Raw genomic sequence first — 21697 nt, 5'->3', positions numbered from 1 at the left:
GAGGAAAACATCACAATCAGCGGTGCGGAAAGAAAGGCAGCCAGAAAGGGATTTGTTACCAGATCTGAGTTCGATGAAATGAAAGAAAGACTGAGACAGGACGTCATGACAGAAGCCAGGAATGAAGTAATCCGTCTTCTTGGAGGGATGCTGGCAGGAAGCCGTTTGGGCGGGTTGAATGCATTGCCCCAGTCAGAAAAAGCAGGCCAGGCTGAAGAGGAAGTATTCGAAGACAAGGTAATGGCAGAACTGGCGGGAAGCTGGTCATAGAAGGGAGGCTTTACTTATGAGAGCCATATGGAGCGGTATATCATTTGTTTTAAGAGGAATTGTGTTGAGCGCACTCAGCATCCTGAAGTTAGCTCTAGAGGGAGCAAAGATAATGCTGCTCCTGTTCGGACTTGTATTGAGAATCTTTTTGGTATTTGCAAAAGCAGGCACGCCCTGAGAGGAGGTGGATCTTATGCTTATCGGTTTTTGGAATTATTGTGCAAATCGCAGATTTGTAAGATATTTTTTCGGACTGCAAAAACAGGTGATTAGATAGAAGGAGAAGGAACATGCATTTGATACGGGACAAACCAATGGTTGTCTCCGTGTAACCGAACAGAAAGTCAAAAGACTTCCCAACTGTATAGTGGATAGGTTTCTTACGGAATACAACCAGGCCTATCCCTTACAGAAGGAGTGGATAGGTATTGTAAACAGCTTGAAAGACAGCTGTTTTTTTGTTGCGTATAGGTTTAAAATCCTCATTATCCATTAAATAAGAGATAGAGATATTGATGCCATTTGCTAACTCTATAAGAATATTTTTTCGGTTATCAAATTTAATAAAACATAAAAAAATTCTCTGTGAAATGTCAATATATGGTATTATTGTAGTGGAAAGGTGGTACGGGGAAAATGAATAACTTAGCACAAAATATTTTAGACGCAGCAAAAACAAGTTTCATTGAAAGCGGCTTCGAATCCGCAGAAGAACTGCGTCCAAAACTACTATTCAACGATACAAAAAGGGGAAATACAGTTCTCGCTAATATTGCGAAAGAACTGAATCATTGCGAATCCTTCTGGTTTTCAGTTGCATTTATAACAAAGAGCGGTCTCGTGGTTTTAAAAGAGACATTTAAAGAATTGGGAAAGAATGGAATCAGAGGGAAGATTCTCACTACCGATTATCTGGCTTTTAACGAACCGGATGCGCTGCGAGAATTACTTGCTTTTTCAAACCTTGAAGTCAAAGTTTTTACGGAAGAGCACTTTCATACAAAAGGCTATATGTTCCAGGACCGGGCAGACAGAGATAAACATACATTCATAGTGGGCAGCTCCAACCTGACCCAGTATGCATTGAAATCAAATAAAGAATGGAATCTGAAGGTGACATCTCTTGAGGATGGGGAGTTAATCAAGGAAACCAACGAAGAATTCCAGTTTATGTGGAAAACTGCCGAAATTTTGACGGAAGAGTGGATAAGTGAGTATGAAAAGATCTATCAGGAAAATCGGAAAGTCCGTGTGAATCAGAAGCTGGCACGAATGAAAACATATACATTCAAGCCGAATAAAATGCAGGTTGAGGCGACCAGGGCGCTGGAGGAATTGAGGGATAAGAAGAAGGATAAGGCCTTGCTTATTTCGGCGACCGGGGAACGTGTTATTATTGTGACAGGTCAAAAAAGTCCGGTAAAATCAAGGGCTTGGGCGGCTTAGTCCTAATCCGTTATTGAATAAATAGTGTTTTATACCCCGTATGTATTGTTAAGAGAAAAAATTGCGAAGGCCCGCAAGCGACAATCAAAGCTTGGAGCGAATAGGTATGTAAATCAGAATAGGACTAGATTGACGTAGATTGAAATCAGAGAAAAGGCTGACGTAAATCTATAGTCAATATAGTTCTATTTTTTACCAAAATCCGGATGGCTACCGGATAGGTTTGCCACTTGAGTGACGAGGATTTTTACTTATGAAAAGAATATCCCCTCTGTCCCTGAGAAGCAGGGAATGTTGTTGAATCATACATACTTTTGACCCATTTTCACGTTGAATTTTGACCATGATATCATTGGCTTAAAACTATGGTGTCTCGTGATCAACTAATTTACCCTGCGTTAAATAATATAGTTTACCTTCGATAGTACAAAGCGAAGGCCATGTAGATGAAATGATTATTATGGATACTCCTTTCTGAGTAAGCAGGAGGATCATTTGATTAATAACCTGATTAATCTGATAATCAGAAATAGAAAAAGGATTAATGCAAATCAATACTTTGGGGAGGAAAAGAAGCCATTTTGCATAAATACTTATGTAAAGAATGTCTTGCGGAACTTTTGATATTGATAAGTTAAGGTATTTGGGATTAATTAAGTGGCTGGTTGATTTTATGACGCTTTTTTTATATTTGTTTTGCATCCAGAATCCAGAGACTTTTGACGATAATGGATAACACATGTTTTCTAAGACAGTAAGATTTTTGAAGAGCATTGTTGTTAAGGGATTGTCTTCGATAAAGCCGATGCCGTGTTCAAAGGAATTGTTGTTATGTGGCAATTTATAAATTTTCTTGTTGATTCTGATTGTGCCGGATATGATAGATGTGTTGCCTTTTAGTATTCGAATCAGATCTTGTGCACTATCGTCATCGGAGTAAATAATTTTCATTACTTCACCACGATTAAGTGAAAAACTGATGTTTTGGAGAGTATCGCTGTATATGTCGTCAAAAGATAACATAGGTTCGGAAAGAACGGTGGCATTCTTATACTCAATAGGAAGAGAGTATTTACAAAACAATTTATGAAGGTATTCAGGCTTTATTTCGGAAGGATTGAAAATACCGATGGTGCATCCATCTTGGATCAGAGCAATAGTATTAGCATATTCAAAGAGTACTGTTTCATAACCAATGAGAATGAAAGAATGTCCTAAGTGTTTCAACTTAGCGACGAGGTCAAACACAATGTGTATTTCGTTAGGAGTCAGGGCACCGATAATATCAGCAAGTACAATAATAGAATTGTTCAAAGCATGAGCTTTCAATAACTCAATTATGCAACATTCGCAAGGTGTTAATTGAGATATGGGGCTATTAGGATCAAAATGAAAACCAAATTCTTCCATTAGAACAAGAGCTTTTTTTGAAAATTTCCGTTTGCTAATAAACAAAGAAGGAAAAACACTGTAATAAAGGTTTTCTTGAATACTTAGCTGTTTGCACAAAGACGTAGGACTGGTTATGACATATACAGATTTTTTTAACGCCTCTGGTAAATCAAAGGGATGTATAAGGGTATCTTTTATATATATGCGTCCATAGTGCAGTGGGAGTTCACACATCAAAAACTTTATTAATGTATTTTTTTCGTCAGAATTATTAAAAATAAGACCGATGATTTCCTGTGAAAAAAGCTGAAAATTCACTTTTTTTAAGAGTGCGTGTCCATTGCGGTTCATAATGGCATTTTCTATTCTGAATGATTCTTCTTTCATATTTTTATCTTTCCTGTTTTGTGAATATCAAGATCGTTTTTGGTTAATTTGGGGAGAACAATTCGGACGTTTGTTCCAAATTCGGGAGTGCTATATATTTGCAGGCCATATTCATCTCCAAATAAAAGCTTGATTCTGCGGGATACATTTTTGAGTGCTATGCCGCTTCTTTTTGCTGAAGATTCGCTTACATAACTCACTCCGACCTGTTCTAACGCATCATTCAAGTTTTTAAGGACATCAGGAAGGATTCCCTTACCGTTATCGGTGATACTGATAAAAAGCCTGTTTCTTGTTGTTTCAAAGCTGATATTGACAATACCTTCTCTGCTGATTTGTTCCAGCCCATGATAAATAGCATTTTCAATAATTGGCTGTAAAGTCAGTTTTGGAATTTGAAGGTGCAACAAAGTCGGTTCGTTTGAAGGAAAGTCAAATGTCATTTTTAATCTATCTCCAAAACGATACTGCTGAATGATAAAATAATTTTGAATATTCTCAATTTCATTTTCTAAAGGAACGAGATTGCCAGTGTCAGTAATAGTGTAACGGAAAAATGAGGCAAGTGCCTCTGTTGTTTCTGCAATACTGGTAATTCCTTCGCACAGAGCATCACCTCTGATGGCTTCAAGAGTATTATAGAGGAAGTGAGGGTTGATCTGGTTTTGAAGTGCGAGGTATTCTGCTTGTTTTTTTGATAAATTAATAGAGTCCTGCTTGTTAAGCAACAGATGAACCCTTTTCATTGCCAGTTCAAATTCTAAAAAAGGCATATTTCCAGCCGTAAAAAGTTCTTCGTAAATAATCCCTTGACTGAAAAGCAGATATGATTTTTTCGTGTTTTGAAATGGTAAAAAACAACATTTGTAGAATAGCAGGCTAACAAGGAACTGAGTGAGCAACATGCAGAAAATAACAACCTTATCCAGTAGAGCATAAGGTTTTAAAAAGGCCTCCTGTAATAGGAATAGAAAAGCAAATACATTGAGTATGAGTGAAATACAAAACAAATAAAATATTTTGTTGGACAGATAAAACCCTTTTTTCATAATAGACCTCTTCTGCTTTAAGAGTATAGTTTGCGATAATCGCTGGGAGATAAGCCGGTTTCTTTTTTGAAGCGTTTGGTAAAATACTTGATATCATTGAAACCGACAGCTTCACAGATATCCATGACAGTTAACGAATTTTCAATTAGCAGTTGTTTGGCATTTTCAATTCGAACTGCATTGAGATAGTCGATAAAATTTTTCCCGGTTTCCTTTTTGAAAATACTTGAAAAATAGGAAGGATTTAATCCTATTTCTAAGCCTATCATTTCCAGCGTCAGAGGAGAGGTATAATTATCGTTGATATACTGTTTTGCTAATCTGATCGGTCTTGTATTTTCCAATTGTTTTTCTGTTTGTAATTGTGTGATTTTACTGTTTATAACAGCGATAACATGATTTATCAGGTCAGTGAGATTAGTGAAAGTATGGAATTCCAGCAGAAGATTCTGAGTTACGGAAGCGTAATCAATATTGAAATTATAATTTTTAACTCCGTATGAAAACATATCTATCAATTCAGTGTAAATAGCATATATATCATTACCTTGTAAGTTTTTATCGATTATGTTTTGCATTGTTTCTGTTAGTAATTTTGATATGCGTGAAGTGTTTAATGTTTCAAGTGAGAAAAGAAAATCTTTACGGAATTGAGCACTTAAAATAGCGTTGATGTTACTGTTTTCCTTTTTCTGTTCATATTGTATGATAGACGATACGGAAGTTAATTTATCATAAGAGGCAAAAAGGACCTCTTTCATGCATAAAGGAAGCTGCTCGATTCCTTGATAGACAGAGCTTAGATAAACATAAATCTTTAAATTGCTAAAAATATCTTTTAGTCCTAATAGTTCACTTCGAATGCGTCTTGCGGGATCCGCAGAAGTTATAAGTTGATCGTAAGATCCATTGAGTACACAGTATGTAAATTCTCCATGGTTGCTTATGATAAGCTCGTTTAAATAATTGATTTCTTTTTGTATAATGCTTGTAGCTTTCGACATAAAGAAAGCTAAAATTTCATCACTAAGAACATCATTCATACATATAGGTTGAATCACCATGATTTGATAAAACGCATCATTGAAATTACAATAATATTGAGTGTTGATTTTATTCAAATTCGGAATGAAATTGGGCACCTCATAATTATCGAGCAATTCATTGATAAAGTATGTTTTCACTATCTCTTTGTTTGTATGTATTTGCTGTAGCATGTCATTTGTTTCTGTTTCTTTGGTCTTTTGTTCCCTATGCTTCTCGACTAATTTGGTTAAAGTTGACAATAATTCGTTCTTTTTTATTGGTTTCAATAAATAGTCTTCTACACCATATTTTATGGCTTGTTGAGCATAAGTGAAATCGCTGTATCCACTTATAATTATAAAATTAATATTTGCATTAATGTCTTTGGTTTTTTTGATTAGTTCCAATCCATTAACATTCGGCATACGGATATCTGTAATTACAATGTCGGGCTGATGTTCGTGTATAGCAGAGAGTGCAGACAAACCGTCATGTACTACAGAAACTATTTTCAAACCTATTGATTGCCAGTCAATAAGACATTCGATGAGCTTGCAGATTTTAATTTCATCATCAGCTATCAGTACTTTTAACATGATATATCAATCCTTCCATAAAGAGCTCAATTAAAAACATTATAACTTATCAATAGGTTAATCTCAAGGAGTACTTTTTGAAAGGGGAAAACATGTTGTGCAATTTATATAGGTAAAATGAAAATATAATAAAAAAATAAAGGTAAATGCACAATATCTAAAGATTGTACCCCTTGATATAAAGAAAGTAAGTTGAGCAAAGATCCTTTGGATGATAGTATGTGTATACAAATTAAACAAAGCGACTGAATAAAGGAGGAAATAAAAAAATGAATGACATGAATTCTTTTCAAATTGACACACAACCAGTAAGAACGGAACGAATTGATAAACTGCATAAATATGTTACTTCGTTCGATTACGGTATTTGTACAGAAAGGGGACATTACCTAACAGAATTTTACAAAGACAATATGAGTCTTGTGCCGGTTGTAAGGAGAGCAAAAGCCATCGATTATGTACTGGAAAATATGAGTATTTATATTATGCCAGGAAGTCTATTCGCCGGTAATCAGACGTCCAATCCAAGGTGGGCTCCGTTATTTCCGGAATTCGAGGTTGAATGGGTAGAAGAAGAACTTTTAAAAGGGAATCCTTATTATCCATGGGAGAGACCTGCAGACAAATATACGCTTAGGGAAGAAGATAAAGCGGATGTTAAAGATATGTGTGCCTGGTGGGCAGGAAAAACCCATACGGATACATTGAGAGCACGTCTTCCAAAAGAAGCACTTACAACACACTATGATTTAAAGGCAGCTGACATAGGCACATATTTTCAAGGTGGAGACGGACATTTTGCGCCGGATCATCAGTGGTTGTTTGAAAATGGAATTGAACACATTATAAAAGAATCTGAAAAATACAGGGATGAAATTGATTGGCATGAACCAGATGCAATAAAGAAAAAGGACTTCTATGATGCAGCCATAATAAGTGCAAATGCAATTATCAAGTTTGCGGAACGCTATGCTGTTTTAGCTGAAGAAATGGCTGCTAAAGAGACAGACGAAGTTCGCAAAAAAGAATTGCTGGAAATAGCGGATACCTGTCGTTGGGTTCCGAGAAAACCGGCAAGAAATTTTAAAGAAGCATTACAGTTTGTAATCTTTGTTCATATTTGTATCCAGATTGAAGACAATGGAGCAGGGGTCTCCTTTGGACGATATGATCAGTTCATGTATCCGATGTACAAAAAAGGAATTAAAGATGGTACACTTACCAGAGAACTTGCGGTCGAATTGACAGAGAATTTCTTTTTGCAGATTTATACCTGTAATAAAGTTCGTAGTTGGATTGATACGGATTTCTACCGGGGGGTTCCGATGTTCCAGAACCTTACTATTGGAGGACAAGATCCTGTAAAGAAGTGCGATGCGACAAATGAACTTAGCTATATTTGTTTAGATGCAACTTATCATACAAGGGTTCCACAGCCGTCACTTACTGTAAGATTTCATAAAAATACGCCTTTCGAATTTAAGATGAAGGTTGCAGAAGTAATAAGATTAGGCACGGGATTACCGTCAATTTTCAATGATGAAACTTATATTCCTGCTTTGATGAATCGGGGATACGAATTAAATGACGCATATAATTATTGTATTATTGGATGTGTTGAACCAGGAACAGCGGGGCTTTTAGGTGGAAGAACAGGCGGGGCTTGGCTAAATTGTACAAAATCATTAGAAATGTCTTTATATAACGGAACTGATCCGATAACAGGAATATGTTTGCATAAAAATTTCAATAACAAAGATCTTTCGACATTCGAAAGTTTCGAAGAGGCAAAAGCGGCTTATTTGGATCAAATAAAATATTATATTAAGATGGAAGCTATTTTAGAAAATACAATCGATCAGGTTTGGGAAGAAAGTCTGGAAGAACCGATGGCTGCAATTTTCGGTTGTCCGACTACGACAATACCAAGAGGTAAACCCATCAAACAGGGTGGTGCAAAATATGATTTAACAGGACAGCAGACAATCGGTACAGCGAATGTCGCCAATAGTTTATATGCAATAAAGAAACTGATATTTGATGATAAAATTATCACAGGTCTACAGTTAAAACATGCATTAGAAACCAATTTCCAGGATATGACTACAAAACCTACTGGAGCACAGATAAAAGCACTTTGCTTATCTGTTCCTAAATATGGAAATGATGTTGACGAAGTAGATGAAATCGCCCGTGAAATGCTGGCTTTTGTAGCAAATGAATTAGTTTCATATAAAAATACAAGGTATGGAAGAGGACCAATTGGCGGTACCTTGCATTGCTCGACAAGTACAGTGTCAAGTAATACGCCTTTTGGAAAAGTATGTGGTGCAACACCAGACGGAAGGGAAGCCTTTACAGCTGTCGCAGATGGGCAGTCACCTATGAGAGGAACGGATATCAAAGGCCCGACGGCAGCTATTGCTTCGGTAGCAAAATTAAACAATATTCTTCTGTCATGTGGATCATTATACAATATGAAATTCAGTCCGGCAGATTTATGCTAAGTGAGGTATGTGAAAGGAGAAATTACTATGTCAGATGTAAGGATAAATAAAAATGATGGTTTAAAGAGATTTGTCAGTTTGATTGATCGTTATTTTGCGGCAGGAGGATCGCAGATGCAGTTCAATGTTGTAAGCAGAAAAACATTATTGGAGGCACAAAAAGAGCCTGAAAAATATTCGAATCTATTAGTAAGGGTTGCTGGTTATAGTGCATATTTTACACAGCTCTCAAAAGATGTGCAGCAGGATATTATTGAAAGAACTGAAGAAAAGTTATAACAGTAAATAAAAAAACAAATAAGAGAGGGAAAAGTTTGAAACAGAAAAGTAGAGGAAAACCAATAAAAAAGTGCACAGCAAACAAACCATCCGCATTTGTGGATAGTGACAGCTAATATTGAAGATAATGGTTAAGAGTTTACAACTGAATCATCTATTATTGTGTATCCTCTTTTCCTAAAAAGATCCAGAGCCTGTGCCTTTGTTAATATCTTAGATTCATTGACAGGACGATGCTCTAGAAAACCTTCCGGGTTGTAAGGCTCTAGCTTGCTTAAGATATTCCAGATAGCGGTCAGAAGCATCTTACAGATAGCAATAATAGCCTTTTTGTGGCCACGGCGGGTCTTGATTCTGTGATACCTCTCTTTAAATTCAGGATGTTTTTTTGATTTGAGAAGTGCATTGGCAATCTGAACAAGAAGAGGTTTCAAATAACAACCGGCACGGGAAATACGTGTGGATTTCACTTTACCAGCACTCTGGTCATTGCGTGGACAGCAGCCAGCCCAGGAAACGAGATTCTTTGATGACGGAAACACCGACATGTCGGGACCAATCTCAGAGAGAATGGCAATAGCGGTCATCGGATTTGAATCCAGTCCGGGAAGTGTATAAAGAAAATCCAAAACAGCAGAAAAGGGTTCTGTAATTAAAAGTATTTCCTGCTCGATTTCCCTTTTGTGGGCTTCAAGCTCATCGATGTGTGATAGGCATTGACGGAGTTTGATAGCCTGCTCGTGGGAAATGGCACCATCAACGGCGGCTTGTATTTCGTCGATGGGAGTTTTACAGCGTTTATCAACAAAAGGAGCAACATCAAAGCATTCACCTGGATGGTCGAGCATGTAGTTGGTAATAGCTCTGGAAGACTTGCCAAAGACATCACTGAAAACATCATCAAGCTTTAGGTTTGAAACAGTGAGGCAGTTTTGGGCACGGTTCTTTTCTCCGATCAGCATGTTTGTAAGCTTGAAGCGGTAACGCATTAAGTCACGGAGCTGGCGGATTTCAGGTGAAGGAATAAAACTTGGTTTGATCATGTCACACATAAAGAGATCACAAATCCATTTCGCATCCTTACGATCAGTCTTGTTCCCCTTTTGGGGCTTGGTGTATTTAGGATGTGCAAGGGTGACAAAGCAAGTCTTTTCAAGGATGTTGAAAACAGGAATCCAATATTTTCCGGAAGATTCCATACAAACTTCAGTACAGGAGTGTTTGGCAAGCCAGTCAGACAGCTCTCTAAGACCTTTGGAAAAGGATGAGAAGCGAGCTTGCTTGTACTCGGTTAGACCGTTTGTATCGGTAATTCCGATGCAGGCATAGATCCAGGTTTTGTGGACATCAAGACCACAGCAGTTTTTACGAAAGATTTTAAACATAGGGTACCTCCTACAAAAAGAATTGTAGGGCTGACGGGGACTGGTCATCCGGCGAAATCGAGTCAACTTCGGAAGAGATAAGTTTACGGGCTACTGTTTTGCGCCATTCATTGATGCCTTAACGGGTGACCGACCTATATAAATATACGGGGTTGCCGCTATACAGCCCCGCCACTCACCTCCTCAGGTTCTGTAGTATGTCAGCTACCTACAAGAGGAGAATAACATAGAAAGTACGAAAGGACGATGGATTTTGAAGTGTTTCATAACCCCATCGGTGCCTTTCGGAGAAAGGCGGATTATAAATATGAAAAAGAAAATCTTAAGTTTATTACTGGTAACTGTTATGGCAATTAGTTTTACAGCAGGATGTTCATCGACTAATCAAGCATCTGATAACAAAGTGGATAGTGGTAACACAAGCACAGTATCAGCGGATTCAGCGGGAGCTTTTTCGGCGACTCCGGATCAGCTGAAAGCGCTTCCTGAAGAAATGCTTGGCGAAAAAGATGAATTCAAAGGCATGAAAATTGGATTTTCACAGAGGAATATAGCAGGTTCAGAATGGTGGGAGCAGTTAGTTCGCTTGGCAAGAGAAGAAGCGGAGTATTTGGGGATTGAGCTTACTGTTTACGATGCAGGAAATGATTTGACGAGACAGCTTGCAGATATTGAAACATTAGTAAATTTGAGTCCGGATGCAATGATTATTAATCCATACCATTCAACAGGGGTATTACCTGCAGTATCGAAGGTTCACGAAGCAAATATTCCCCTTACGGTTGTTAACTGCGCGTTAGATCCGGCAGGCGCGCCGTTTACATTCGTATCATGTGATGTTGAAAATAGTGGATATCAGTCGGGATTTGAATTGGCAAAGGCATATGATGAAAAAAATGGATGGACTGATAGTGTAGAAGCACTTGTATTATCGGCAGCTGCACAGGAAGAGGAGTCAGATTTACGCCGTTGGGGACAGATTGCAGGATATAACGACTATATGCTTGAAAAATATGGCAAGTCCAATTTGGATATTGTTTCATATAGGTACTATAACTGGCAGCCTGAACCGGCTATGAACGAAACCCTTGATGCCTTACAGGCAAATCCTGATATTGATGTTGTATTCTGTGCATGTGACGGTGGCGCACAGGGTGTTGTTGCAGCTTTAGATTCTATAGGAAAAACTGGCGAGATATTAATGACATCTATAGACGCAAGAAGTTCAGTATTAAAATGGATTCAAGATGGAGATAAGGGAGTGGTAAGTACGGTAGCAAACGATCCAAGAATGATGGGAAAATGGGCTGTGTACTTAGCAGCAAAGCAGGCAACTGGAGTTACTACGCCATCGAGATTCTATGTACCTAATACCTGTTATACAGAGGAAAATGTAGCGGATATTTACGATCCGGATTCAGCTTATTAGAAAAACTAAAAGCTAAGAAGCCAGGCGGGTCAAACCGCTTGGCTTTATTATCAATAATAGCAGCACAAAAAGGAGATGATTTTGTGAGTGATAAGTATGCAGTTGATATGAAAAATATTGTGAAGAAATTTTCGGGAGTTACGGTGCTTGATGAAGTGAATTTACAGGTTAAGCAAGGCGAAATACATGCACTTATCGGGGAAAATGGTGCAGGAAAATCGACGCTGATGAATATCCTGAGTGGGGGTTTTTCGCATCATGCCTATGAAGGTGAAGTGTATATTGAAGGGCGAAAAACTAAAATGAATACTCCGAAAGATGCGAATGGAGAAGGTATCGTAATGGTGCACCAGGAACTTGCATTAATACCGGAACTGACAGTTGCAGAGAATATGTTTTTGGGAAATCTGCCAATTAAAAACAGCGGGATTGATTGGAAAAAAGTCTATACTGAATCTGAAAATATATTAAAAAAATTAGCCTTAGAAATTAATGTGCGCACAAAAGTTAAATATTTAAGCATTGGGCAGCAGCAGCTTGTAGAAATTGCAAAGGCTATCATGCTGGGTGGGCGAATAATGATATTGGATGAACCAACAGCTCCTCTTACAGGAAGAGAAATAGAAGTTCTGTTTAATATATTAAGGGAATTAAAAAACCGGGGCATTACAATTATTTATATTAGCCACAGATTAGAAGAAATTTTTGAGTTGACAGATAGAATTACAGTGATGCGAGATGGAAAGAAGATTGTTACTGTTTCAACAGATCAAATCACGCAAGAAAAATTAGTGTCCTATATGATTGGAAGGGATATGCAGGATTATTATCCTGATACAGAGACGGTCGCAGGTAATACGATTCTTGAAATACAGAACTATTATGTCGAGCATCCGGTGTACCAGGGGAAAAATATAGTTGACAATGTCAATATGCAGTTTAAAAAAGGAGAAATTGTTGGGATTTCTGGGCTGTTGGGTGCCGGAAGAACAGAGCTGATGAGTTCAGTAGCAGGAGTATACAGAAAAAAAGGTCATGGGATTGTAAAGTTAGATGGAAAGGTAATTGAGTTTAAGAATGCCAGGAGGGCAATTCAAAACGGTATTGGGTATGTTACGGAAGATAGAAAAGGAAATGGACTTATAGTAAGCAAATCAATAATCTTCAATACGACTTTGGCGTCATTAGATAAAATCAAGAAGCACAGGTGTTTAAATCAAAAAGTTGAAGCTGGATTTGTTAAAGAATTGGCAGATAAACTGGGGATAAAGACAACTGATATACGAAATAAAGTAAGCAGTCTGAGCGGAGGAAATCAACAGAAGGTGGTATTGGCAAAGTGGATTTTAACCACACCTAAGATTTTGATATTGGATGAACCGACAAGAGGAGTAGATGTTGGTGCAAAATATGAAATATATAGCATAATGAAAGAACTTGCTAAAGAGGGAGTTTCGATAATCATGATTTCTTCTGATTTACCTGAAATAATAGGTATGAGTGATAGAGTCTACATTATGCATGAAGGCAGGGTTACGGGGCAGTTGCTAAAACAGGAATTATCGGAAGAAAAAATCATGAAATATGCAACAGGAACAGTTGCTCAGTAGGAGGTAGCGTATGGAAATAACAAATAGCAAGGTAAAAGAATTGTCAAAGAACAAAACAAAAGAAAAAGCAGTTGAATGGATAAAAGGTAATTTTGTAATTATTGCGTTTATATGTTTGTTTGTATATGCTTCTTTTGCATCACCGGCATTTCTGACTGTAAACAATATTAAAACCGTTTTGTTACAGAATTCGATTTATGCAATTTGCGCGATAGGAATGCTTTTTATAGTAATCACCGGCGGTATTGACCTTTCGGTTGGATCTTATATTTGTGTATGTGTTTGTTTCACGGCTGGATTTATACAGGATGGGAAAGGAATATGGGCAATTGTATTCGTGGCTATATTGAGTATATTGTTTGGAACAATATCAGGTGTTCTTGTTGCTTATGCAAAAGTTGCTCCTTTTATTGCAACACTTGCAATGACAACAATATTAAAAGGTGTTGCTTACATGTATCAAGTTGGACAGAACCGGAGAATTGACGGAACATTCTGGCCGATTTTCATACAGGGTAATGTTTTGGGTATACCTACCCCAGTGTTTATATTGATTGTTGTATCAGCGATAGCCATTTTCATATTGAAAAAGACGAAATATGGGAGAGGGATATATGCCATTGGAGGTAATGCGGAAACAGCACGTCTGGCAGGTATTAATGTAAAAGTATATCTGGTATGTACCTATGCACTAGGCGGATTTCTTTTTGGGCTGGCCGGAATGATTCTGGCAGGAAGATTGAGCATGGGAACTGCAACGGTAGGAGAAGGATATGAATTAGATGCAATTGCATCTGTTGTAGTAGGCGGTGCAACATTAGCCGGAGGCGTTGGAAGCATTCCAAAGACAATAATTGGAGCATTTTTGATGGGGATATTAATGAATATTATGAATCTGATGGGTATCGCTTCATATCCTCAGATGATTTTAAAAGGTGTAATTATTGTAATTGCGGTATTGGCCAATAGGGAAAGCTAGAGTTGGAGGTATGTTGTGACGAGAGGGACAGTAACTGATATTGAAAGATATGCAATTAATGATGGTTTTGGATTAAGAACCACTGTTTTTCTAAAAGGATGCCCTTTAAAATGTAAATGGTGCAGTAATCCGGAAACCCAGAAATTTTATCAGCAAATGATCTATTTCCAAGATAAATGTATTGGATGTGGTGCCTGCAAAGAGGTCTGCCCATATGGAGCATTTACGAACGGACTAGAAGCGGATCGAGAGATTTGTGAGAAATGTCATGATAGAATAGATGCTTTTAAGTGTGTTGAAGAATGTTATCCTCAATGTAGAAAAATTGCTGGAGACAAAATGACAGTACAGGAAGTTGTAGACATAGTGAAACGAGATATGCCGTTTTACCAGCTTAGCGGTGGAGGGGTTACGATTTCTGGTGGTGAACCGTTAGCGCAGCCCCAATTCACTTTTGAACTGTTGAAAGCATTCAACGAAAACTGGATAGATACGGCTATTGAAACTTGTGGAGTAGGGGCCGTAGAGGATTATAAATTAATAGCGCCATTTTTAAAATTTGCATTTATGGACTTGAAATGCGTTGATAACAGAAAACATTATGAATGGACTGGTGCAGATAATGAATTGATTAAGAAAAATATTATATGCATGGATGAGTTATCAAAAAAATATGGTTTTCAGTTGATTATTCGTACTCCAATTATACCGGGTTTTAATGATTCGCAAGAGGAAGTGAGGGGGATTGCAGAGTTTGTAGCAAATAACTGTAAGAATTATATTGGAATGGAGTTGCTTCCATATCATAAACTTGGCAGGGGAAAATACATAAGCTTAGGGCGTGCATATGAGTTGGCAGAGTTAGCAACCCCAACGGATGAGCACATGGATAAATTAATTAAAATCCTGGACGAGTATAAAATTCCGATTTACAAATTTTAAATGAGGTAAGATTAACAAATCAAAGAAGAAGTGAGATTGACGGAAATGTTTAAGCTCACTTCTTTTTGTGTTTTGTTACTAGCCGCTAAGATGAGAGGGATTTTAGTTCGATAAATTGAAGATAAATAGTAATTGTAGATTTGTAAATGCTTTTAATGTAAAATAATGGTTGCGAAAATGAAAAAATTGAGGAGTTCTTTTGGTGAAAACTGAAAGGACTCCTATTTTTTTGCTTCTAGACAATATTTTGAGAAATTCATGTTTGTTCTATTTGAATGTTTTTTATAATTACGCAGACATGGAGGGAGCCGGCGTAGACTGAAATAAGTTGAAGAAAAGTTTTGAGACAAACCTATGATAAAACTGATATGAAAAAAGCAAGAGAGTTGCACGGTATTTTGAAACAGGGTCCCGAATGTTGAATGTTATGCTAGATGATAATAGGGAAGAGGAAATTGAGATTTTGTGGTTTGTAATTTAAAAGGGGCTAGTTTGTTTGGTTAAAAAATAAGAAAACAGTAAATGAAATTGACAATCAAGCTATTAAATGATATATTTTTAAATAAATTTACGTAAAAAGTGAGATGGTAGAATGAAAGTAACGATAAAAGAAGTAGCAAAAATCGCGGGTGTATCTATAGCGACGGTATCTCATGTGATTAATAAAACAAGATATGTGGGACCGGAACTTACGGAAAAGGTTAAGAGTGCGATAGAAGAAACAGGATATAAAATAAAAACGGTAGAGAGCGAAAATAATTTGAGGATTGGGAAGGAATCGATTATTGCATTTGTCATTCCTAATATTGGTGGGACAGTCTATTCGCAGTTGATTTCGGTTCTTTCTGTTTATTTAGCGCGAGAAGGATATGTCCTTTCTGTCTTTCTAACAGGCGATGATATTGAAAGTGAAAAATGTATATTATCTACAATAATGGCAGATAAAAGAATCGCAGGTGTATTTATCGCACCTGTTAGTAGTAGTGTTCAGGATTATAAGAAATTGTTATCAGAGAATACTCCAGTTGTTTTTTTAGAACGCTCAATAAAAAATTTCGAAGTGTGCAGTGTGCTTTCGGAAAATGAATTGGCTATATATAAAGGAATGAAGCATTTAATAAAATGTGGTCACGAAAAAATTGCAATTATATTAGAAAGTCGCAATTTAACAACGGTGGAGGAAAGGTTATCTGGCTATCGGAAAGCGTTAGAAAATGAAGGGATTCGATTTGATGAGAATCTTGTAATAAAATTAGACTTATATGATAGAGAGGAAGTTTGTCGTAATAAAATCAATGCGGCTTTCGAACTAAATAAACCTACTGCATTTATTGCCGGTGGAAATCGCTTAACATTGTTGCTTTTGAGAACTATACAAAATATGGGACTTGAATGTCCTAATGATATTTCAGTTGTTGGATTTGGCGATGAAGAATGGTGTGAACTTGCTGCTCCACCGCTTACAACTCTTAAACAAAATACTGAAGAAATGGGAAAAAGTGCTGCTGAACTTATCATTTCATTAATAAATGGTGAAACAGTAGAGCAGAAAGAAATAAGAGTTCCGGCAAATCTTTCTATAAGAAAATCTGTACAGATTATAGGACGTGGCCCTTTTGGGGAAAATGCGACTGCGCCAGAAGAAATCGAGCTGACAGAAGAAGAAATTAAGCTTCTTAAAGAAAGCGATTTTAAAGTTGGAATTTCATTTCATTATGGTGGAACTGCATGGGCACGTTTACATGAAAATGGGATACGTGATACTTTGAGTAAATATGGAATCACAGTGATTTCTGTAACGGATGCTCATTTCAATCCGGAGTTACAGGTAAGGCAGCTTGAAGGTTTGAGAATACAGGAGCCGAATGCTATTGTGGCAATACCAACAGATGATGAGGTTACTTCCAATAAATTTAGAGAATTAGCTAGGGAAACCAAACTTGTTTTTATTAGTAACATACCGAAAGGCATGAAAAAGGATGAATATGCCTCTTGTGTATCTGTTAATGAGCGAGAAAATGGGCATAATGCTGCAGTTTTAATCGGAGAGCATTTTAAAAATGAAAAGCATATTAAACTCGGGTTTATTGGGCATGGAGCACCATTTTATGGAACACATTTAAGAGATATGATTGCTGAGCAGACAATATTGGAAAACTACCCCAATATTGAAATTGTCGATACTCAATATTTTTATCAAATTGATAATGCTTTTGATGTGTGTAAGAAGATGATTATGGAACATCCAGATATTCAAGGATTGTATGTTTCATGGGATCGGCCGGCTTTAGAGGTAATCAGGGCATTAGAGGAAATGGAACGAACAGATGTGGCGATCGTAACGTTTGAACTAGACACAGAAATTGCTTCTTATTTAGCGCAAGAAAAAATGGTTGTAGGGGTAAGTACACAACTTCCTTATGAACAAGGAGTTGCAGTTGCTTTAGTTACGGCAAAAGCACTCTTAAATAAATGTTATGATAAGTATATAGGGGTGCATCCTTATACTGTTAAAACTAATAATTTATTAAGAGCATGGAGAGAAGTGAATCATGAGAAGGCTCCAGAAGAAATAGAACAGTATATAACGAGAAAATTTACGTAAATAAATATTAAAAATAAAAACAAGAGAAAAAAATAAGAAAAAATATTGACATATGGCGTAAAAAGTGATATATTTTACGTAAATTACAAAGCGAAAACAAAACGAAGTCAAAATAGATGACTTAAAACGCTGTAATTTACGTAACAATATATCATTTTTATTAGGAGGAATATTTTATGAAAAAAGTACTAGGATTACTTCTCGGTGTAAGCATGATTGCTGCTTCTCTAATTGGATGCGGAAGCAATCAAACGAAAGAAACAACAGAAACAACAGAAACAGAAAAAGTAACAGAAACGACATCAGATGAAAAAGCATATAGTTTTGCTTTTTTGCCAAACACACAGAATAATACGTTCCAGGCAGCTATGAATGATACCTTCAAAAAATTATGTGATGAAAATGGTTATGATTATGTATGTTTAGATCCTGATTACGATTTGAACAAACAATTAAGTCAGTTGGCAGATGCGGCTAATCAGGGATTTGATGCAGTGTTTGTAATTCCGGTAGATTCGGCTGGAATTAGACAGGGTCTTGAGCAGTTAAATGAGAAAGGTATTCCTGTATTGAATGTTGACACACCTGTTATAAAAGAAGATCTTGATCTTGTTGAAACAGTTATAGCAACAGATGCCTATAATGCAGGTACCTTGGTTGGGGCAGAGATGGCCAAGATTTATCCTGATGGCGCTAAGATTGCAATACTTGATTTTCCTTCCAATGAGAGTTGCATAAACCGTGTAGCTGGTTTCCTTGATGGATTAGGAGAAGATAAAGATAAATTTGAAATTGTTGCTCAACAGGATGGAGCTGCAGCGCTTGATGTTTCGATGCCTATCGCAGAAGATATTTTACAGGCTAATCCGGATTTAGACGCTTTCTTTTGTATTAATGACCCATCAGCAATGGGAGCAGCAGCTGCAATTAAAGCGGCTGGAAAAGAAAATGTAGGTGTTTATTCAATTGATGCATCTCCGGATGGAAAAGCAGCTCTGCTTGATGGATCGTTTACATGTGTTGCTGCACAGGTCCCAATTAAAATTGCAGAAAAAGCTTTTGAATCAGCCATTGCATTGAAAGAAGGTAAAACTATCGAAAAAGAAATTTTACTCCCATCATTCATTGTTACAAAAGAAATGGCTGAAGAGACAGCAGGACAGTGGCAGTAATTATTTGTAATTGAATTTAAATTATAGATAGAACAATGAGGAGATATACTTCTCCTCGTTGTTTTATCAGAAGAAAAATCCGGGAGGTGAACCCCAGTGAATCAAGTAGTTTTAGAAATGAATAATATCGATAAAAGTTTTGGTGGAACACATGCACTTAAAGGAATTAATTTTGAATTGCGAAAGGGAGAAGTACACGCTCTGTTGGGGGAAAATGGGGCTGGAAAATCCACCTTAATAAAAGTTCTGAGTGGAATTCATCAGCCAAACAGTGGGACAATTAGAATTGAAGGTAAGGAAATACTGATGGATAGTGTACAGGCAGCACAGTCTCACGGCATTGGCACGATTCATCAAGAAATTGTTCTGGTACCGCATCTTACTGTTGCAGAAAATATTTTTTTGGGTAGAGAAATAACAAATAAATTTGGTTTTAAAGACCTGAATTCAATTAACAAGCGCGCGGCGGAAATGGTGGCCTCGTTGGGGCTTGACATAGATGTTTTAAAGAAAGTAAGCGAACTCACTATCGCACAGCAGCAGATGGTTGAGATTGTGAAGGCGATTTCGTTTAATGTGAAAATACTAGTTATGGATGAACCTACTTCTTCTCTTTCTGATGAAGAGGTAAATAAATTGTTTGAAACAATGGAGCGCTTAAAGAAAAATGATGTAAGCATAATATATATATCCCATCGTATGGAAGAACTATTCAGAATAACAGACAGAGTAACAGTTATAAGGGATGGTACATATGTTGGAACAGTCGATACAGCAAAAACGAATCCGGATGAATTAGTTGCTATGATGGTTGGAAGAAGTTTAGAAAATTATTATATTCGAACATATTCAGTACAGGAAGAAGAGGTATTGCGAGTTGAGCATTTGTCTAAAATGAATGTTTTCGAAGATATAAGTTTTACTGTGCATAAAGGTGAAATTGTAGGTTTTGCTGGATTGGTTGGCGCTGGAAGAAGTGAGATAATGAGTGCCATATTTGGGGCAGACAGCTATGATAGTGGGAAAGTTTTCTTGTCGGGAGAAGAGGTACGTTTTAAAAACTGTAAGCAGGCAATAGAAAACGGAATTGCAATGGTTCCGGAAGATAGAAAGTTACAAGGACTCACGCTTATTAACTCGGTAGAATTCAACGCCTCTCTGGCAGCATTGAAATTTATGATGAATGGTCTGCTAATCAGTTCGCAAAAAAAATCTGAAATAGTTCAAAAATATATAAAAGATTTAAGAATAAAAACTGCTTCGGCGGATATCGCGGTATCAAGTCTTTCTGGTGGGAATCAGCAAAAGGTTGTTTTGGCAAAATGGCTTGCAACAAAACCGAAATTATTAATTCTAGATGAACCGACCAGAGGTGTTGATGTTGGCGCCAAATCGGAGATATACGCAATAATCAATGAATTGGCAAAAAATGGAATGGCAATTATTATGATTTCTTCCGAACTGCCGGAGATTATTAATATGTGTGATTCGGTAAATGTAATTCGTGCAGGGAAACTGGCGGGCAGTATTGGGGCTGAAGAGTTAACCCAGGAAAATATTATGAAATACGCTACAGGAGGAGTTAAGTAATATGAATAGTAGATTAAGTAATGGCGTGGCAGGGAAAATGCTAAAAGGAAATATTGGTATTATTAGTGTACTTTTGCTGTTGTGCATTATCCTCTCTTTTACATCACCAGTTTTTCTTACAGCAGATAATATTATGTCAGTATTACGACAGGTTTCCAATAACGTATATTTGGCACTGGGAATGACTCTGGCAATCATTATCGGAGGGATTGATCTTTCGGTTGGTTCTATAGTTGCAATGTGCGGAACATTAACGGTTGGTTTTATAGTTACAAATAATTTACCAATGTGGATTGCGGTTGTACTTGGGATATTGATAGGAACCTTATTTGGACTGGCAACGGGATTAATCGTCGCATATTTTCGACTTCCGGCATTTATTGTTACGATGGCGATGATGAACATTACGAAGGGTGTTGCCTATATATATAGTGGCGGGCGTTCAACAAGAATTATGGACGAAGCTTTTACTAGTATTGGAACAGGAAAATTATTCGGAATAGTTCCATTTCCTGTTGTATATATGATTATCTTAATTATCATTTTTGTTGTTTTACTAAATAAAACAAAATTTGGAACGTATGTCTATGCGTTAGGCGGAAACAGAGAAGCTGCTAGATTGTCTGGAATTCCAATTAAAAGAATTGAAATTACTGTATATACACTCATCGGTCTTCTTTCTGCATTTGCAGGTATTGTACTTAGTGCGAGAATGTATTCGGGTCAACCATCGGTTGGTGAAGGTTACGAGTTGGATGCAATTGCTTCGTGTGTACTAGGTGGAGTATCCATGTCAGGAGGCATTGGAAATATCAGTGGAACTGTTTTTGGTGCAATAGTTCTCGGTATCATAAGTAACGGTTTGAATCTCATGGGAGTAAGCTCGTTCTGGCAGTTGGTGGTTAAAGGTTTAATTATACTGGTAGCAGTAATAATTGATACGCAGAAAGGTAGAGGAAATTTGTTTAAAAAAGTAAGTAAGTAAGAGTTCTAATGATAAATCGGCAGCAACTATTAAGGCAAATTAATACAG

15 protein-coding genes and 1 pseudogene are annotated in these 21697 nt (G+C 37.1%); 12 read left to right on the top strand and 4 right to left on the bottom strand.

Features of this window, described 5'->3' with window-relative positions:
- The 3 genes from BJR36_RS20405 to BJR36_RS15915 form a co-directional block, all read left to right on the top strand.
- On the top strand, positions 1 to 270 hold a 270-nt coding region (locus BJR36_RS20405; RefSeq protein ID WP_330387963.1), incomplete at its 5' end, for a hypothetical protein.
- 16 nt (positions 271 to 286) lie between these two features.
- Positions 287 to 448, top strand: a complete 162-nt coding sequence (locus tag BJR36_RS20400; RefSeq protein ID WP_169823740.1) for a hypothetical protein — start codon at positions 287 to 289, stop codon at positions 446 to 448.
- 458 nt (positions 449 to 906) lie between these two features.
- Positions 907 to 1716, top strand: coding sequence for a phospholipase D-like domain-containing protein (locus tag BJR36_RS15915; protein ID WP_091236201.1), 810 nt, complete (start codon positions 907 to 909; stop codon positions 1714 to 1716).
- A gap of 363 nt (positions 1717 to 2079) precedes the next feature.
- Here BJR36_RS15915 and BJR36_RS15910 read toward each other — a convergent pair whose 3' ends face one another.
- The 3 genes from BJR36_RS15910 to BJR36_RS15900 are packed head-to-tail and all read right to left on the bottom strand — an operon-like array spanning position 2080 to position 6166.
- Entirely contained in the window at positions 2080 to 3495 is a 1416-nt protein-coding gene (locus BJR36_RS15910; RefSeq protein ID WP_091236198.1) for an ATP-binding cassette domain-containing protein, read from the bottom strand.
- Complete coding sequence (locus BJR36_RS15905) at positions 3492 to 4544, bottom strand: sensor histidine kinase (protein ID WP_091236197.1); 1053 nt, start codon at positions 4542 to 4544, stop codon at positions 3492 to 3494. The genes BJR36_RS15910 and BJR36_RS15905 overlap by 4 nt, the downstream gene beginning before the upstream one ends.
- Before the next feature lie 17 nt (positions 4545 to 4561).
- Positions 4562 to 6166 (bottom strand): response regulator transcription factor, encoded by a 1605-nt coding sequence (locus BJR36_RS15900; RefSeq protein WP_091236195.1) that lies wholly within the window; start codon positions 6164 to 6166, stop codon positions 4562 to 4564.
- 269 nt (positions 6167 to 6435) lie between these two features.
- On the opposite strand from BJR36_RS15900, the pseudogene BJR36_RS15895 reads away from it, so the two are divergent.
- Positions 6436 to 8952, top strand: a pseudogene (locus tag BJR36_RS15895) (glycyl radical protein).
- A gap of 131 nt (positions 8953 to 9083) precedes the next feature.
- Here the strand turns inward: BJR36_RS15895 and BJR36_RS15885 are convergent.
- Entirely contained in the window at positions 9084 to 10337 is a 1254-nt protein-coding gene (locus BJR36_RS15885) for an IS110 family RNA-guided transposase (RefSeq protein WP_091236190.1), read from the bottom strand.
- Between the two features lie 307 nt (positions 10338 to 10644).
- Between BJR36_RS15885 and BJR36_RS15880 the strand changes: the two genes are divergently transcribed.
- The 8 genes from BJR36_RS15880 (at position 10645) to BJR36_RS15845 (ending at position 21649) form a co-directional block, all read left to right on the top strand.
- Complete coding sequence (locus tag BJR36_RS15880; RefSeq protein WP_091236188.1) at positions 10645 to 11766, top strand: substrate-binding domain-containing protein; 1122 nt, start codon at positions 10645 to 10647, stop codon at positions 11764 to 11766.
- A 38-nt stretch (positions 11767 to 11804) separates the two neighbouring features.
- Positions 11805 to 13376: a sugar ABC transporter ATP-binding protein gene (locus BJR36_RS15875; protein ID WP_242875622.1), complete on the top strand. Its 1572-nt coding sequence runs from the start codon at positions 11805 to 11807 to the stop codon at positions 13374 to 13376.
- 10 nt (positions 13377 to 13386) lie between these two features.
- A complete protein-coding gene (locus BJR36_RS15870; protein ID WP_091236186.1) occupies positions 13387 to 14355 on the top strand; it encodes an ABC transporter permease in 969 nt (322 codons plus the stop codon).
- Positions 14356 to 14370: 15 nt separating this feature from the next.
- Positions 14371 to 15297, top strand: coding sequence for a glycyl-radical enzyme activating protein (locus tag BJR36_RS15865; protein WP_091236185.1), 927 nt, complete (start codon positions 14371 to 14373; stop codon positions 15295 to 15297).
- 592 nt (positions 15298 to 15889) lie between these two features.
- Positions 15890 to 17902, top strand: a complete 2013-nt coding sequence (locus tag BJR36_RS15860; RefSeq protein WP_091236183.1) for a LacI family DNA-binding transcriptional regulator — start codon at positions 15890 to 15892, stop codon at positions 17900 to 17902.
- 176 nt (positions 17903 to 18078) lie between these two features.
- Positions 18079 to 19074, top strand: a complete 996-nt coding sequence (locus BJR36_RS15855; protein ID WP_091236181.1) for a sugar ABC transporter substrate-binding protein — start codon at positions 18079 to 18081, stop codon at positions 19072 to 19074.
- Positions 19075 to 19170: 96 nt separating this feature from the next.
- Positions 19171 to 20664, top strand: a complete 1494-nt coding sequence (locus BJR36_RS15850) for a sugar ABC transporter ATP-binding protein (protein WP_091236180.1) — start codon at positions 19171 to 19173, stop codon at positions 20662 to 20664.
- A gap of 1 nt (position 20665) precedes the next feature.
- Positions 20666 to 21649, top strand: coding sequence for an ABC transporter permease (locus tag BJR36_RS15845; RefSeq protein ID WP_091236178.1), 984 nt, complete (start codon positions 20666 to 20668; stop codon positions 21647 to 21649).
- The last annotated feature ends 48 nt before the right edge of the window (positions 21650 to 21697 follow it).

Source organism: Anaerobium acetethylicum (assembly GCF_900096945.1).
GTDB classification, from domain to species: domain Bacteria; phylum Bacillota; class Clostridia; order Lachnospirales; family Lachnospiraceae; genus Anaerobium; species Anaerobium acetethylicum.
The sequence above is the reverse complement of the archived record's forward strand: the minus strand, read 5'-3'. Positions and strand labels throughout refer to the sequence as shown.

Coding starts and splice junctions, on each gene's coding strand:
- BJR36_RS20400 (WP_169823740.1), top strand. CDS start 287: ATGAGAGCCATATGGAGCGGTATATCATTTGTTTTAAGAGGAATTGTG.
- BJR36_RS15915 (WP_091236201.1), top strand. CDS start 907: ATGAATAACTTAGCACAAAATATTTTAGACGCAGCAAAAACAAGTTTC.
- BJR36_RS15910 (WP_091236198.1), bottom strand. CDS start 3,495: ATGAAAGAAGAATCATTCAGAATAGAAAATGCCATTATGAACCGCAAT.
- BJR36_RS15905 (WP_091236197.1), bottom strand. CDS start 4,544: ATGAAAAAAGGGTTTTATCTGTCCAACAAAATATTTTATTTGTTTTGT.
- BJR36_RS15900 (WP_091236195.1), bottom strand. CDS start 6,166: ATGTTAAAAGTACTGATAGCTGATGATGAAATTAAAATCTGCAAGCTC.
- BJR36_RS15885 (WP_091236190.1), bottom strand. CDS start 10,337: ATGTTTAAAATCTTTCGTAAAAACTGCTGTGGTCTTGATGTCCACAAA.
- BJR36_RS15880 (WP_091236188.1), top strand. CDS start 10,645: ATGAAAAAGAAAATCTTAAGTTTATTACTGGTAACTGTTATGGCAATT.
- BJR36_RS15870 (WP_091236186.1), top strand. CDS start 13,387: ATGGAAATAACAAATAGCAAGGTAAAAGAATTGTCAAAGAACAAAACA.
- BJR36_RS15860 (WP_091236183.1), top strand. CDS start 15,890: ATGAAAGTAACGATAAAAGAAGTAGCAAAAATCGCGGGTGTATCTATA.
- BJR36_RS15855 (WP_091236181.1), top strand. CDS start 18,079: ATGAAAAAAGTACTAGGATTACTTCTCGGTGTAAGCATGATTGCTGCT.
- BJR36_RS15845 (WP_091236178.1), top strand. CDS start 20,666: ATGAATAGTAGATTAAGTAATGGCGTGGCAGGGAAAATGCTAAAAGGA.